The 14,928-nt window shown below is 54.3% G+C and carries 15 protein-coding genes and 4 tRNA genes; 9 read left to right on the top strand and 10 right to left on the bottom strand.

The genetic code is table 11. The features are described 5' to 3' along the window. The first annotated feature begins 1 nt into the window (after position 1). The 9 genes from wzxE to ACQZQY_RS05855 all read left to right on the top strand — a co-directional run bounded on the left by wzxE (position 2) and on the right by ACQZQY_RS05855 (position 6,691). Positions 2–1,252, top strand: coding sequence for a lipid III flippase WzxE (wzxE, locus tag ACQZQY_RS05815; protein WP_421671641.1), 1,251 nt, complete (start codon positions 2–4; stop codon positions 1,250–1,252). After that, complete coding sequence (locus tag ACQZQY_RS05820) at positions 1,249–2,331, top strand: TDP-N-acetylfucosamine:lipid II N-acetylfucosaminyltransferase (RefSeq protein WP_431296750.1); 1,083 nt, start codon at positions 1,249–1,251, stop codon at positions 2,329–2,331. The genes wzxE and ACQZQY_RS05820 overlap by 4 nt, the downstream gene beginning before the upstream one ends. Next, a complete protein-coding gene (gene wzyE, locus ACQZQY_RS05825; protein ID WP_431296751.1) occupies positions 2,328–3,701 on the top strand; it encodes an ECA oligosaccharide polymerase in 1,374 nt (457 codons plus the stop codon). The genes ACQZQY_RS05820 and wzyE overlap by 4 nt, the downstream gene beginning before the upstream one ends. Beyond that, positions 3,691–4,434: a lipopolysaccharide N-acetylmannosaminouronosyltransferase gene (gene wecG / locus ACQZQY_RS05830; RefSeq protein ID WP_431296752.1), complete on the top strand. Its 744-nt coding sequence runs from the start codon at positions 3,691–3,693 to the stop codon at positions 4,432–4,434. Before wzyE ends, wecG begins: the two co-directional genes overlap by 11 nt. Positions 4,435–4,675: 241 nt before the next feature. Then, positions 4,676–6,070 carry a bifunctional threonine/serine APC transporter ThrP gene (gene thrP, locus ACQZQY_RS05835; RefSeq protein ID WP_056772293.1) on the top strand — a complete coding sequence of 465 codons (1,395 nt, stop codon included), beginning with the start codon at positions 4,676–4,678 and terminating at the stop codon, positions 6,068–6,070. Between the two features lie 143 nt (positions 6,071–6,213). Continuing rightward, a tRNA-Arg gene (locus ACQZQY_RS05840) sits at positions 6,214–6,290 on the top strand. A gap of 72 nt (positions 6,291–6,362) precedes the next feature. Next, positions 6,363–6,438: transfer RNA gene (locus tag ACQZQY_RS05845), tRNA-His, on the top strand. A gap of 31 nt (positions 6,439–6,469) precedes the next feature. Continuing rightward, a tRNA-Leu gene (locus tag ACQZQY_RS05850) sits at positions 6,470–6,555 on the top strand. 59 nt (positions 6,556–6,614) lie between these two features. After that, positions 6,615–6,691: transfer RNA gene (locus ACQZQY_RS05855), tRNA-Pro, on the top strand. 693 nt (positions 6,692–7,384) lie between these two features. Here the strand turns inward: ACQZQY_RS05855 and ACQZQY_RS05860 are convergent. The 10 genes from ACQZQY_RS05860 to ACQZQY_RS05905 all read right to left on the bottom strand — a co-directional run bounded on the left by ACQZQY_RS05860 (position 7,385) and on the right by ACQZQY_RS05905 (position 14,927). After that, positions 7,385–7,603 (bottom strand): DNA-binding transcriptional regulator, encoded by a 219-nt coding sequence (locus ACQZQY_RS05860; RefSeq protein WP_095922618.1) that lies wholly within the window; start codon positions 7,601–7,603, stop codon positions 7,385–7,387. Positions 7,604–7,688: 85 nt separating this feature from the next. Further along, entirely contained in the window at positions 7,689–8,852 is a 1,164-nt protein-coding gene (locus ACQZQY_RS05865; RefSeq protein WP_431296753.1) for a phage late control D family protein, read from the bottom strand. Next, complete coding sequence (locus ACQZQY_RS05870; RefSeq protein ID WP_431296754.1) at positions 8,849–9,313, bottom strand: phage tail protein; 465 nt, start codon at positions 9,311–9,313, stop codon at positions 8,849–8,851. Before ACQZQY_RS05870 ends, ACQZQY_RS05865 begins: the two co-directional genes overlap by 4 nt. A 12-nt stretch (positions 9,314–9,325) precedes the next feature. Then, positions 9,326–11,773, bottom strand: coding sequence for a phage tail tape measure protein (locus tag ACQZQY_RS05875; RefSeq protein ID WP_431296755.1), 2,448 nt, complete (start codon positions 11,771–11,773; stop codon positions 9,326–9,328). Then, on the bottom strand, positions 11,766–11,921 hold the full coding sequence (locus ACQZQY_RS05880; protein ID WP_238485070.1) for a GpE family phage tail protein: 156 nt from the start codon (positions 11,919–11,921) through the stop codon (positions 11,766–11,768). The genes ACQZQY_RS05875 and ACQZQY_RS05880 overlap by 8 nt, the downstream gene beginning before the upstream one ends. Beyond that, entirely contained in the window at positions 11,918–12,229 is a 312-nt protein-coding gene (locus ACQZQY_RS05885) for a phage tail assembly protein (RefSeq protein ID WP_217202973.1), read from the bottom strand. The genes ACQZQY_RS05880 and ACQZQY_RS05885 overlap by 4 nt, the downstream gene beginning before the upstream one ends. A 54-nt stretch (positions 12,230–12,283) precedes the next feature. Beyond that, a complete protein-coding gene (locus ACQZQY_RS05890; RefSeq protein ID WP_431296756.1) occupies positions 12,284–12,802 on the bottom strand; it encodes a phage major tail tube protein in 519 nt (172 codons plus the stop codon). 11 nt (positions 12,803–12,813) lie between these two features. Continuing rightward, positions 12,814–14,001, bottom strand: a complete 1,188-nt coding sequence (locus ACQZQY_RS05895) for a phage tail sheath protein (RefSeq protein ID WP_431296757.1) — start codon at positions 13,999–14,001, stop codon at positions 12,814–12,816. 155 nt (positions 14,002–14,156) lie between these two features. Beyond that, the gene (locus tag ACQZQY_RS05900; RefSeq protein WP_431296758.1) at positions 14,157–14,300 is read right to left on the bottom strand and encodes a hypothetical protein; all 144 of its coding nucleotides are present in this window, start codon (positions 14,298–14,300) and stop codon (positions 14,157–14,159) included. A 63-nt stretch (positions 14,301–14,363) separates the two neighbouring features. After that, positions 14,364–14,927, bottom strand: a complete 564-nt coding sequence (locus tag ACQZQY_RS05905) for a tail fiber assembly protein (RefSeq protein ID WP_431296759.1) — start codon at positions 14,925–14,927, stop codon at positions 14,364–14,366. Position 14,928: the final 1 nt, after the last annotated feature.

A 14,928-nucleotide genomic window follows, 5' to 3' on the forward strand; every position in this document is an offset into this window, starting at 1 on the left:
TATGTCGCTGGCAAAAGCATCGGTCTGGACCGCCGGTTCCACGCTCATCAAAATCGGTGCCGGGCTGCTGGTGGTGAAACTGCTGGCGGTGGCATTCGGCCCTGAGGGCGTCGGTCAGGCAGGCAATTTCCGTCAGATGGTCACTGTGCTCGGTGTATTGTCCGGCGCCGGAATTTTCAATGGCGTCACCAAATACGTCGCCGAACACCATGAAAATCCTGAGCGCCTCAGTGCCGTGCTGGGCACGTCGTCATCGCTGATTTTAGGGTTCTCGACGCTGCTGGCCGCGGTTTTTCTGCTGGCCGCGGCGCCGGTCAGCGTTGGCCTGTTCGGGCACGATCGCTATCAGGCCGTGGTTCGCGCCGTGGCTTTTATCCAGATGGGCATCGCCTACGCCAACTATTTTCAGGCGATCCTCAAAGGCTATCGCGATGCGGCAGGCAACGCGCTGGCCGTGATCGGCGGCAGCCTGATCGGGTTACTGGCCTTCGCACTGTGTTACAAACTGGGTGGCTATGAGGGCGCACTGGCCGGGCTGGCGCTGGTGCCTGCGCTGGTGATTGTGCCTGCCGGCGGCATGCTGTGGCGGCGTAAACCCTTTCCGCTGCGGTATCTGAAACCGGGCTGGGATCGCTTTATCGCCAGCCATCTGGGCAAATTTACGCTGATGGCGCTGATCACCTCTGTCACTATTCCGGTGGCGTACGTGATGATGCGAAATCTTCTCGCGGAGCATTACAGCTGGAAAGAAGTGGGGATCTGGCAGGGTGTCAGCAGTATTTCTGATGCGTACCTGCAATTTATCACCGCCTCTTTCAGCGTTTATTTGTTGCCGACGCTGTCGCGACTCAAGGATAAGCAGGCGATTTCTCAGGAGATCGTCAGGTCGCTGAAATTCGTGCTGCCCGCCGTGGCCGCCGTCAGTTTTTCGGTCTGGCTGTTGCGCGATTTCGCCATCTGGTTGCTGTTTTCCAAACAGTTTATGGCCATGCGCGATTTGTTTGCCTGGCAACTGGTCGGTGATGTGCTGAAAGTCGGCTCGTATGTGTTTGGTTATCTGGTGATCGCCCGTGCGTCGTTGCGTTTTTACGTGCTGACTGAAATCAGCCAGTTCGCATTACTGACCGGATTTTCACACTGGCTGATCCCGATTCACGGTTCTCTGGGCGCGGCTCAGGCCTATATGGCGACTTACATCGTCTATTTCGCCCTGTGTTGCACCGTATTCCTTCTATATCGTAGACGAGCATGACAACGCTGATTCACGTTTTGGGATCTGACATTCCCCACCATAATGTCACCGTACTGCGCTTCTTTAATGACGTACTGGCTGAGTGCGCGCCTGAAAAACTGATCTGCCATTTTATGGTGGCCGCGAAAGATGCCTCGGCGTTTGCTGAATTCTCGCGTCTGGATATCCGCGTATATCCGGATAAAAAATCGCTGGCGGCCGCGGTGATCACCCGCGCGCAAGAACGGATGCACCATTTTTTCTTTCACGGGCAATTTAACCCGACGCTCTGGCTGGCTATTCTGACCGGCAAAATCAAATCGCAGCAGGTCAGCTGGCATATCTGGGGCGCAGATTTATATGAATCTGCGGGTAGCCTGAAATTCCGTCTGTTCTATCTTCTGCGCCGTCTGGCGCAGGGCCGTATTGGACATGTTTTCGGTACGCGCGGTGACCTGATTCATTTTCATCAACGTCACCCGCGGGTGCCGTCGTCGTTGCTCTATTTCCCGACCCGGATGGATCCTGCGCTGACACAGCCGTCTGACATCCCGGAGCCCGAAGGGCCGATGACGGTGCTGGTCGGGAATTCCGGCGATCGCAGTAATCGCCACATTGAAGCGTTGCGTTCGCTGCATCAGCAGTTCGGCGCAGATATCCGCGTGATTATCCCGATGGGCTATCCGGCTAATAATCAGGCTTATATCGAACAGGTGCGGGCCGAAGCGCTGGCCCTGTTTGCCCCTGCTCAGGTGGAACTGCTGACGGATGCGATGGCCTTTGAGGATTACCTCAACGTGCTGCGCCGCTGCTCGCTGGGCTATTTTATTTTCGATCGTCAGCAGGCGATTGGTACGCAGTGTTTACTGATTCAGTTCGGCGTCCCCTTTGTGGTAAGCCGCCAGAACCCGTTCTGGCAGGATCTGGCGGAACAGCATCTTCCGGTGTTGTTCTACGGCGATGCTCTGGATGCGAAAACCGTGGCAGAGGCACGCAGGCAGTTGCTCAATACTGACCGGCAGAACATCGCTTTCTTCAATCCGAACTACGTCACGGGCTGGCAACAGGCGTTGTTGCTGGCGGCGGGAGATGCATCATGACGCTGGCACAGTTAGGCGGCCTGTCTGTGGTTTATGCGCTTTCGCTGATGTTTATACTGACGCTGACCTACAAAGAATTTCGCCGGGTGCGGTTCAATTTCAACGTCCTGTTTTCGCTGCTGTATCTGCTGACGTTTTACTTCGGATTTTCGCTGACCTGCCTGCTGGTTTTCCAGTTTGACGTCAAAGTGGTGCCGGTGGAAAACTTGTTGCAAGCCATGCTGGCCGCGACCTGCTTCTACGGCATTTACTATGTCTGTTATAAAACGCGGCTGAAGGCGAAACATCACGGCCCGTCGCGCCCGATATTTACCATGAACCGGGTGGAAACTCACCTGACCTGGATTTTGCTGGCGCTGATTGCCGTGGTGACGGTGTCGATCTTCTTTATGCATAACGGTTTTTTACTGTTTAAGCTGAAGTCGTACAGCCAGATTTTCTCCAGTGACGTCTCGGGCGTGGCGCTCAAACGCTTCTTCTATTTCTTCATTCCGGCCATGCTGGTGCTGTTTTTCCTCAAACCCGACGTCCGCCGCTGGCTGTTTTTCCTCGCCAGCACCGTTGCCTTTGGTTTCCTCACGTATGTGATCGTGGGCGGCACGCGTGCCAATATCATCATCGCCTTCGCGCTGTTTCTGTTTATCGGCATTGTCCGTGGATGGATATCGTTGTGGATGCTGGCGGCGGCAGGCGTGCTCGGAATTGTCGGGATGTTCTGGCTGGCGCTGAAGCGCTACGGTCTGAACGTCAGCGGGCCTGAGGCGTTTTATACTTTCCTGTACCTGACGCGCGATACGTTCTCACCGTGGGAAAACCTGGGGCTGCTGTTGCAGAATTACGACAAAATCAGCTTCCAGGGGCTGGCGCCTATCGTGCGAGATTTCTACGTGTTTATCCCAAGCTGGTTATGGCATGACCGCCCGAGCATTGTTCTCAACTCCGCCAACTATTTCACCTGGGAAGTGCTGGATAACCACTCCGGCCTGGCGATCTCCCCGACGCTGATTGGTTCACTGGTCGTCATGGGCGGCGTATGGTTTATTCCGCTGGGGGCTGTCGCGGTGGGGATGATCATCAAATGGTTTGACTGGTTATATGAGAAAGGCAAAGCCGACACCAACATATATAAAGCAGCCATTTTGCAAAGTTTCTGTTTCGGTGCCGTTTTCAATATTATCGTGCTGGCCAGGGAAGGGGTGGACTCGTTCTTTTCCCGTGTGGTCTTTTTCTGTGTCGTGTTCGGGGCCTGTCTGGTCGCGGCCAAAATGTTGTACTGGATGCTGGACGCCGCAGGGCTTATCCGCGCCAAGATGCCGCGCCGGGAACACCGTGTCGCGACGGTCGCTGTAGGGAAAGCTAATGAACTCTGAAAATAATACCATTCCACACTATGACATCCGCGGGATTCGCCTCTGGGGCTTTCGCGATATGGCGCATTTCATTGATTATTTATTTGCCGGTCGTCAGGTGAAAACCGGTGCGCTGGTGGCGATAAATGCTGAAAAAGTGCTGACCATTGAAACTAATCCGGAGCTCAGCACGCTGATAGGTGAAGCCGAATACAAATACGCCGACGGTATCAGCATCGTCCGCGCTATCCGCAAGAAATATCCGCAGGCCAGGGTGTCGCGCATTGCCGGGGCAGACTTGTGGGAAGGCCTGATGCAGCGTGCAGGCGCGGAAGGTACGCCGGTGTTTTTGATCGGCGGCAAACCGGACATCCTGCAACAAACTGAAGACAAACTGCGTGCGCAGTGGAACGTTAATATTGCGGGCAGCCAGAACGGATATTTCACTCCCGACCAGCGCGAGGCGTTATTCGAAAGAGTCAAAGCCAGCGGGGCGGCCATTGTGACGGTGGCTATGGGCTCGCCGAAACAAGAAATCCTGATGCGTGATTGCCGCCGGGTTCATCCGGATGCGCTGTATATGGGCATCGGTGGCACTTATGATGTGTTTACCGGCCATGTGAAGCGTGCCCCTAAGATCTGGCAAAAGATGGGGCTTGAGTGGCTGTATCGCCTGATTTCCCAACCCAGCCGTCTGCGCCGTCAACTGAAACTCCTCAAATTCGTCCGTTATTACTACACAGGCCGTCTGTAAAACTTGCGCCGCGACTGATTTTCAGCGCGGCGTTTTACCTCTCATTTCTCACCTCCGGTTACCCTCTCTTGCATCCCGCCGTGTCTACTGATGCGTATCTTTCTCAATTGTGGTTTGCAACTCATCCTGAAATGCGGAACCATAACGCCGTTTTTCCGCCCCATGCGGGCATTATCACAATAAAAAAATAACATTCCGGTCATTCCGGAAGGCAAACACAACACTGAGAAACTGAGGAATTATGGCGAATCAAGAAGAAAAGGGTGGGCTACACCGGGGGCTGGAAGCCAGACACATTGAGCTGATTGCCCTGGGCGGTACCATCGGTGTCGGGCTGTTTATGGGCGCGGCGAGCACTCTGAAATGGGCGGGGCCTTCTGTTTTACTGGCGTACATTCTGGCCGGTATTTTTGTCTTCTTTATCATGCGTTCGATGGGCGAAATGCTGCATCTGGAGCCGGTGGCCGGTTCGTTTGCGGTCTACGCACATAAATACCTCGGGCCTTACTATGGCTATCTGACGGCGTGGAGTTACTGGTTTATGTGGATTGCGGTGGGGATTTCTGAAATCACCGCGATCGGCGTTTATGCACAATACTGGTTCCCGGAGTTACCGCAGTGGATCCCGGCGCTGATGGCCGTGGCGATTGTCGCAGCGGCCAACCTGGCCGCGGTGAAACTCTACGGTGAGATGGAGTTCTGGTTTGCGCTGATCAAAATCACCACCATTATTGTGATGATCGTGGTCGGTCTGGCGGTGATCTTCTTCGGCTTCGGTAATCACGGCGAGCCGGTGGGCTTTGCGAATCTGACTGCGCACGGCGGCTTCTTCGCCGGAGGCTGGAAAGGTTTCCTGTTTGCGCTGTGTATCGTCGTGGCGTCCTATCAGGGCGTCGAACTGGTGGGGATTACCGCCGGTGAAGCGAAAAATCCACAGGTGACGCTTAAACGCGCCATCAATAACATCCTGTGGCGGATCCTGATTTTCTACGTCGGTGCCATTTTCGTCATCATCACCATCTTCCCGTGGAACGAAATGGGCACGCACGGCAGCCCGTTCGTCCTGACGTTCGCGAAGATAGGCATTGCCTCGGCGGCAGGTATCATCAACTTTGTGGTGCTGACGGCGGCGCTCTCCGGCTGTAACAGCGGAATGTACAGCTGCGGGCGCATGCTCTATGCATTGTCGAAGAATCGCCAACTGCCCGCATTCCTGAGCAACGTCTCAAAAAGCGGCGTCCCTGTTTACGGTATCGCGATCACGATTTTGTGTTTGCTGGTCGGTTCGTGCCTGAATTACCTGATCCCGAATCCGGAGAAAGTCTTCGTTTACGTTTACAGCGCCAGTGTTCTGCCGGGAATGGTGCCGTGGTTTGTGGTACTGATTAGTCAGTTGCGTTTTCGTGAAGCGCATAAAGAGAAATTGAAGAACCACCCGTTTAAATCGATTCTCTTCCCTTATACCAATTATCTGACGCTGATTTTCCTGGCCTGCGTGCTCGTGGGTATGGCAATTAACCCGGATACGCGAATTTCTTTGCTGGTAGGCGGGATTTTCATCGCGGGAGTGTCACTGATATACTTCGGCCTCGGCATGCATAAGCGTGCTGCGCTGACGGCAGAAAAGGCAAAATAACGTCTTAAGTCATGGGTGGGGGAGGTTGGGCGCTTACTTTTAATGCGTATTGGACAAAGCGTAATCAAACGCAATATTTCTGAAAAAAAGCACTAGACAGCCATGCGTTAAAACCGTAGTATCCCCACCCGCAACGGCGCTAAGCGCCCGTAGCTCAGCTGGATAGAGCGCTGCCCTCCGGAGGCAGAGGTCTCAGGTTCGAATCCTGTCGGGCGCACCATTAAGTTTGCGCTAGAGTTGCGGTGGTCTTGTTTGAAGTTAAGCAGTCCACGATGTAGAAAAGTTTGAAATGGTGGCTATAGCTCAGTTGGTAGAGCCCTGGATTGTGATTCCAGTTGTCGTGGGTTCGAGCCCCATTAGCCACCCCAAATTTTTTAAATGATTTTGTGAATGTGACATGCGATGGTGGCGGAATTGGTAGACGCGCTAGCTTCAGGTGTTAGTGTCCTTTGGATGTGAGGGTTCGAGTCCCTCCCTTCGCACCACACACAAAATGCATTTAAATGATGCAGTTAGCGTCAAGAAGTAGTAAGATGCACGACATCGGCGAGTAGCGCAGCTTGGTAGCGCAACTGGTTTGGGACCAGTGGGTCGGAGGTTCGAATCCTCTCTCGCCGACCAATTCAAATAAAGAGCCCTGCAGAAATGCAGGGCTTTTTGTTTTCTGCTTTTAAAAACTGCTCTCACGTCTCTTCCTGGTCTTGTTGTTTATCAGCGACATACGCACTTTTCTCTGTCTCTTTCTGGAGACACTTATCTTATTGATAAATAAAGACTCACCTAAGCTGACATTCCTGCGTCGTTCACTGGCGACAGAATGGGGGATTGCCGGAGCGTATCCGCCTTCGGAGAAACAGAGCACCGGTGTTTTATAAAAACAAAATCGTTAATTATCAGTGCGATAAAAAATTATAAACAGATGCTTGCCATTCTGGCACGCGTCCTGCAATATTCCCGCCGTAGATGCTCATTCCACCCATTATGTTTGCTCCGGCTTCATAAACCTGGGAATGATGCAGAGCCAATTTACAGTGCCTATTGTCATCCTGACCGATAACGCGCAAGCGCTATCACCCAGAAGGCAAAACGTTGAGTGAGGCACTAAATCTGTTGTCCTAGACCTGATTGTTTTTAGACACTTGTCCTTCAGACAAGTGTTTTTTTTGCCTGAAATTTACCGCAGGCATAAAAAAGGCTCCCGAAGGGGCCATTTATATGTTTTTAGTTAATTGAAATAAAAGGATTTATTTCTTTCAATGTCCACACATTGACCACGTTAAGAAAACAAGCCCCGCATTGCGGGGCTTTTTCATGCTACATCAGGAAGTTTTGTTGACCATGTGAGGTTGGGTGGGGCATCACTGCGTTGATATGTCCCGGCTTCATAATTGAGCCGTCGAATGACTCCATTGTCTTGAAGGTATGGCCACAATTTATGTTCTGGCATTGGTTATAACGTTCCTTGGTGTTCTCACTCAGGTAACGGCTTGAACGGGTATGTGCAGCGTATTTGCAGATTGGACAATGGAACATGATCACCACCTCAATGAATCACTTTAAGATGCGTTGATTTTAACCATTAAATTCATTTAAAACAAACAGTTAAGAAGTTTAGTGGTCATTCCTCCTGTGTGTCAAACTCTACGTCTGAAAGCCTCACCTCAAGGTCTAGTGACGTCGTGTAGCCACTATTACTGAGTGAGTGAACCACCTTAGCAATAATCCATGACTGCTCGTCTATGACGTGCTTAAACCCTTTAACCCGCACCGGCGTTTCAGGATATAAATCCGCGCGCCCCATGGCGAGACTAATGGAGAACTCCGCCACACCGCGTTGCAACTTATCCCACTTTGCCGCCGCTGCGCGCATGGCCTGCGCTTTGCTGGCATAGATGGTGGTCAGTGCAAAAACGTTATCCGCTTCACCGGCCATGTATTCACCTTCTTTGGCTTCGGGTGTTTTGACTGCCGCCGCCTTGGCTTTAACCGGTTTCGCTTTGGGGTGTTGCAGTGCGCGCAGTTGTTTAAACTTGGGCTTTCGCTGAATTTTAACCTTTTGCTTTTTGGGCTTAGGGTCTTTGGTATGCAGCCATTTAGCCGTTACGCCGGTGTATGCCCCCCGGTCAGCAATGGCGAACTGATGCCGGTCACCGTCGGCGCGTTCAATTGTCATGGTCGGTATAGGTTTACCGCTGGCGGTGGTGCCGCTCCCTGCTTTCAGAAAAAGTAACTTACCGGCTTTCAATGAGACCTCAGCCCCGTTGCGCGTGGCCAGACGGGTTAAAAACTTGGCGTCAGATTCCTGAGACTGGTCGATGTGCGGAATACTGATGGCGTTCAGTTGCGTGGCCACGCTGGCCGTCAGCTTATTGCGCGCGGCGATTTGCTCAACCACCTGACCGAGCGTGGTGTCGTGGTAGGACATTTCACGCCGTGAATTCAGGGTGCCGCGAAAGTCAGCGCTGCGCGCCCGGATAGTCAGCGTATCCGGCGCGCCACGGTGTTCAATCTCATCCACCGTAAATTCTCCCTTACCCAGCAGCGCCGAGCCCTGCCAGCCCAAGAACAGGGAGAGCACCGCACCGCGCGGCGGCATTTCTACCTGTCCGTCGCTGTCGTCGAGTTCGATATCGAGTTGGTCAGCCTCAAATCCGCGATTATCGGTCAGCGTCAGCGACAACAGCCGGGCGCTGATATCCTGCGTAATATCATTGCCCGCCTGCGTCAGCATAAATGCCGGTGCCAGCGTTGCCCCTGCGTCAACCGTCAGCCCCGTTATCATGACAGCACTCCCTGCTTGGCCGTACTGGCCTTATTCAGCAATCCGTCAGCCTGCTGCTGCAAATCACCAAACATGGCGGTCAGGGACTCATCCACGCGCGTGAGCGTCAGCGTAAACTCAATGCTGCGCGCGCTGCCGTCAGCAAAGAATTCACTGCGGGTTTCACTGAGGCTCTCCACGACGAACATCCCATAAATTGTGCCCGAGCCCTCCAGCAGCGGCCACGCCTTACCCTCATTGGCCATCTGGTTGAGTACCAGCAGGGACATTCTTCCGCCGGTGATTTCAGGCATCAGTACGCCTGACAGGGTGATTTTTTCCTCGTTCACGCCGAGAAATTGCAGCGCGGGACGCTGGCCAATACGGCTGTTTGACGGCCAGCGGTAATCAACACTTCGTTGCAGGCTCTGATAAGGGACGGTTTGTAGCTGAAACACAAATAACCCAAGCGCTAACATCATGCGAAATTCTCCTTAATCGTATCCAAGGCGGGAGCGCAGCTCTGCCCGGCGCTGACGTTCGCGGGCGTCCAGTGCGTCGATAACTTGGCGGCTGGTATCCTGCGCACCCATTCCGGCGCCCACGGAAATCTGGTAGTTGTTTTTGCTGTTGTCGGTATAGCTTCGGCCACCGCCTGCGGATACCGGGGCATAGCCGCCACCGAGCAGGCCACCCGGCGGCAAAGACTGCGGCTCGCGCCCGGCATCATTTTTTGCGCGCTGCTGGGCTTTGTCAGCGTTCTTATCCAGATCGGCAGATTCGTCTTTGATGAGGCCAAGCTTGTTTAGCAGCCAGTCCACACCTTCCCGAAGCTTGTTGAACGCCCGCAGCGGTGCGGTAAGCGCATTGGCCACCGCCTGCCCGAACAGCACACCGGCGTTTTTGCAGCCGTCGAGGGTTTCCTTCGTGGACTTCACCGGCGCAACCAAATCTTTGAACCATTGCCAGACCGCTTTGAGCTTCTCACCCAGCCATTCAAAGACCGGTTTAAGCGGGGAAAAGAGCTCTTTTACCGGCGCAAACGCCACGCCCAGCCCCTCAATCACACCGGCGAAAAAGGCGCTGATAGGCTCCCAGTATTTACGGATGAGCAGCGCGCCGGCCACGATGGCCAGACCGACGGCAACGACAGGCCAGGTGATCGCCCCCAGTGCGGTCACAATGGTTGCTCCCGCCGTGCTGAACGCCACGCCCAGCGTACCGGCAACGGCGATAATCGCGTTTACCCCGGCAATGACCGGCCACGCGATGAGGCCAATACTGCCCAGCACGCCAAGGATCGCCAGCGCACCGGTGGTCACTGCAAACAGGGTTTTTGTCAGCTCCGGGTTTTCCTTCGTCCATTGGCCGACCTTGCCGAGCCACTCGGTTGCGGAGGTGGTCAGGCGTCGCAGCGCGGTGTCCTGCTTTTCGAAAACCTCAATCTGCAAATCTTCCCACGCCGAAGCGAGGTTTTTTAAATCGCCGTCGAGGTTGTCGGTCTGGACTTTTGCAATGCGCTCCGTAGTGCCAGATGAGTTTTGTATCGCATTGCGCTTCGCGTCCAGACTGCCGTTTCCGGCTGCGGCCACCAGCTTGACCGCGCCTTTCATGGCCTCTTCACCGAAGATGACTTTCAGGTATTGCGCTTTCTGCGCCGTACCGAGCTTATTTTTCTTAAACGACTGGTTGATGGATTTAAGGATTTTCTCGACCGGGAGCATGTCCCCTTTGCCGTCGCGCGTTTTCACCCCCAGCTCGTTGAGCGCCGCCGGAGACTGTCCCACCGGTGCCTGTAATCGGCTGAAAATGGCACTCGCGCCGGTACCGGCCATTGAGCCTTTGATGCCGTTATCCGCAAGAATGCCGAGCAAGGCGGTGGTGTCCTCGATGCTGGCACCCGCCGCCTCCGCGATAGGGGCGACATATTTCATTGCTTCGCCCAGCTCAATCAGGCCGGTGTTGGATGAGGTAAAGCCCTTGGTCATGACATCTGCGACACGCTCAATCTGCGTGGTCGGCAGGTTAAACGCAGACTGCATATTGGTGATGATGTCTGCCGCCTCGGCAATATCGACATCCGCCGCAAGGCTGAGATTGACCGTCGAACCCGTCGCCGCCAGCACCGAATCAGCGTCATACCCGGAGCGGGCAAGCGTGGTCTGCGTCCGGGCAACGTCTCCCGGAGAAAACGCCGTTGTCGCACCAATATCGCGCGCCTGTTTGCGGATTTGGCCGAGCTTTTCCTCGCCCTTATTCAAACCGAGAATGGCCTGCGTTCCTGACATTTGTTTGTCAAAGCCGATGCCCGGCGCAATAAATTTAGCCTCACCGTACAGACCGGCGGCGGCAACGCCCACACCGGCCATCCCCGCGCTGCGCGCCCCGGAGGCCAGCCGCTGACCCGACTCATAACGATTTTTTACCGCGTTGAGTTTTGCCTGCTGCGCGCTGACCCGAGCCAGAGCCTCCCGCTGACGATTAAGCTGTGCGTTAGTCTCACTCAGCGAGGTGCGCAGTCGGCGCTCGTCGGCTGACAAATTACGGGTATTGATACCCGCCTGCGACAGCTCCTGTCGCTGACGCTGAACGGACTGCCGCAGGCCGTTGTATTTGAGCTGAAGTTCGGAGGCCGTGCGCTTGGCCGCTTCCATTGCCTGCGTCTGCGCGCGCGTAGGATTGGCGGTGTTTCTAAACTGGAGGGCAAGCGCGGCGGCTTCCTGCTTGGCGTTTTTTAGTGACTGGCCGGTGACGGCAAGCTGTGCACTCGTTTTACGAAACCCCTCTATCTGCCCGGCTTGGGCGTTTAGCTGCTTGATGGACTGTTGGGTGGTTCGGATTTCCTGAGACAGCGACTTGCTCGCTGTCTGGATGGATTTAAACGGGCGGGTCGCTTGGTCAACAGCCTTGAGTAAAACCTGCAATGTCACATTGTTACTCATTGGCGTGTCCACTTCGTTCGTGCGCTTTAGCGCGCCATGTGACGAGCTCGGGAAGGCTCAGCGGATAGAGTTCTGACGGTGGCCAGTGAAAGACCACCGCCACGTCGGCCATCAGGTCATCAACCGACAGCCGCGGTGGAAACGTCAGCGTTCCGAATTCGGCAACAAAAAATTAATCACCTTTCCGGCCAGCCCGACCATATCCGGCAGCGACAGCGCGGCGCACTCCTCTTTTGTCAGCGTCGGGTAGGTGATGCGCGGCAGAACCATCAGCAGCGCGTCCACGTTTGAGCTGGCCACGTCGGCCAGACTGACGCCGCGTAGCGCACCGGCGTTCGGGCGGATCACGTTTACTTCGGTAATCAGGGTGTCGCCGCGTTTGATTGGCGTATCCAGCGTTACGACGTTGGCGTTTTCTTGGGTATTGTCTGCGGTAACTGTGTCGGTCTTTTTCATGGTTTTTCTCAGAGTTGGTAAGGGAACGTGGCCAGCACACCGGCCACCAAAACATTACAGCCCGATATTGCGGCGGTGTTTTTCCAGCATGTCGGTACCGTTGACGATTTCGACCATGTTCACGGTGTCGATTTCAATCAGCGTATTTCCGTCAACCACCAGCTTGTAATACGTACACTGCGTGGTGATTTTGCTTTCGGTGTCTTCGCCCTGCTTCATGTCGCCGGTGTCGATTTCTTTGTGACGGCCACGCATAACGATTTCCACTGCGGAGACGTCGCCGGTATCGTCACGCTGGAAAGACCCGGCAAACCGCAACGGAACATCCGCAGCACCGGCGGCGGCATACTGCGCCCACAGAGCGCTGTCCGGGAGCCCACCAATTGACCATTCAACGGTGAGCGCATCGTCATCCAGCCCAAAATCCACCGGCGCGGAGCCGTTCATCCCGCCGCCGCGATAGTTCTCAAGCTTGCGGGTCAGCTTTGGCAGCGTGACCGACTGCACCACGCCCATGTAACTCAGGCCGTCGTTAAACAGGTTGAGGTATTTCAGTTTGCGAGGAAGTGCCATATTGATTGCCCTTAGCTGTTAATGGATGCGGCCAGATTCACGAGGTAGGTGTCGGTGATGCGCTGACGCAGGGTCAGACTTTCCAGCGGCGGCACCGGCGTGTAGTCATAGTCGATATAGAGTTTCCCGGCTTTCAGGGTGTCTTTATCGTTGGCGGATTCATCAAACCAGCAACTGCCGTCGATGATGTAGCCGTTGGATTTGAGCTCGCGGAATTTGGCGTTAATGCCGTCGATGATGTCGCGGATAAGTGAGGCGGTCATCGGTTTATCCACTGCCCACATGTGCGCTTCGGCCATCGTGTCGGCCAGCACCTGCGCCGTGCGGGTGTAGTTCTCAAACAGGAAAAGCGGGTCATCAGAGCAGGTGCGGTTTCCCCAAAAGCGGAAGCCGTCTTTGCGCACAAGCGTAGTGACTCCGGCCTCGTTGAGCAGGTCAGCGTCAGTCCCCGACGCCTGCAAATCCCAAAACACCGAGGCGCTGATACCGGTCACGCCATTCACGCCGACGTTTGACAGGGTTTTATGCCAGCCGGTGTCTTGGTCAATCTTGGCGCGAAGCCCCAAGGCGCGGGCGGTGGCGTAGGCCGTAGTGCTGGCGTTCGCGGTAGTATCCCATGCAATAAAGTCCGGCCAGATGAGCATCAGTTCGCGCTGGCTAAAGTTGTCACGGTACTTAATGGCGTCGGAAATGGTTTTGCATTCCCATGCGCTGATGTAACCGAATGCGCGCAGCGACTGGCAGACGGTGGCCAGTGCCGTGGCCACTTCCTGCGAGTCCAGACCGGGCACGCCGAGAATGCGCGGTTTTACGCCTGTGACGGCTTCGGCGGTAAGCAGGGCTTTCATGCCGGTGTACTGCCCGCGTTCATCCGCACCGCCGATGATGTTAGACAGCGTTTCGGCGGCGGCTTCATCAGCATCTTCGTTCTCTGATTCCGCCACGCGCACCACGACCGTGACCGGTTTGCACTGGTCGCCAATGGCCGTCAGCGCCGGTAACAGGGTGCCGGTTTTCCCCGCCTTGCCCTGCGCGGCGATCACATCGGTGATAAGGACTGGCGTATTGAGCGGGAAGACTTTTTCGTCAGCGTCGTTGGCCGTGCAGACCATGCCGATAATGGCCGTGGATACGGTGGTAATAACGCGCGTTCCGTCGTTAATTTCGACGACCTGCACGCCGTGGTGAAAATCACTCATCGGGTTAGCTCCGTTAAAATAGGCAAATCAATTTTGTTGTTTAACGGTGGTCAGGGCGAGGCGTGAGCGTTGGGAGGGGATTAGTACAACAGCACATATAAAAAGCGCGGCATTAAAAAGCCCGGCAATTGCCGGGCTAGGTTGTTATTGATGAATTACGGATTATTCAGGCCTAATTTTTCAGCCAACCGATGCAGTGCGCAAACGCTGACCATTTCCTCTGCATGTTCAGAAAATTCAATCCAGTGCAGACCAATGAACCACGCCAGCAATTCGGCCTCTTCTTTACTTAATTCCACGTTCACCCCTTAATTAACTGTTAAGGGATTGTTGATTTAATACCCACACCTTTCAAATAGTTATTACTGATCAATAAGTGCAGACTGATCGTTTTCACCGATCGTTGCTAACGTCGGCATTTCTGGCCAAGCGATATCAGGTGCAGTGGTTAAATCCAGCCTATTAAGGGCAACCCGGTAAGTTTTCCATGCTTTGAGCTGGAGCAGTTCAGCCTCTGTGGCGTCATCAATATCTACAGCATCCTGTAACGGCGTAATGGCGGTGGTCGCGTTGCTCAGCAAGTTATTTCTTTTTTGCTCAGCCACTTCTGACGCTACCGGCTCAAACTTAATAATTTTCCCGTCCTGATAGCTGTAGGTTTGCTCTCCAATATCTGCCGGTAAATTTTTAGCTGAAACTTCATAAACACTCACACCTTCTGATAGCGTTAAAAAGTTCGGGTTCTCCGACCATGTATTAATAAACCCATCCTGACCCACGGCAATAAATGCGTTTTTACCCGCCCATTTCTCATCGCGTAATGTGTACCAATCATTACCGTCTTCATCTTCGAAATAGAGAACGGGGACTGCCAAACCTTCCTCAAAAACTTGCTTAGAGATTTTGATATTTTTAAACGTAATCATA

Origin of the sequence: Rahnella sp. PAMC25559 (assembly GCF_050632365.1) — a bacterium.
GTDB classification, from domain to species: domain Bacteria; phylum Pseudomonadota; class Gammaproteobacteria; order Enterobacterales; family Enterobacteriaceae; genus Rahnella; species Rahnella rivi.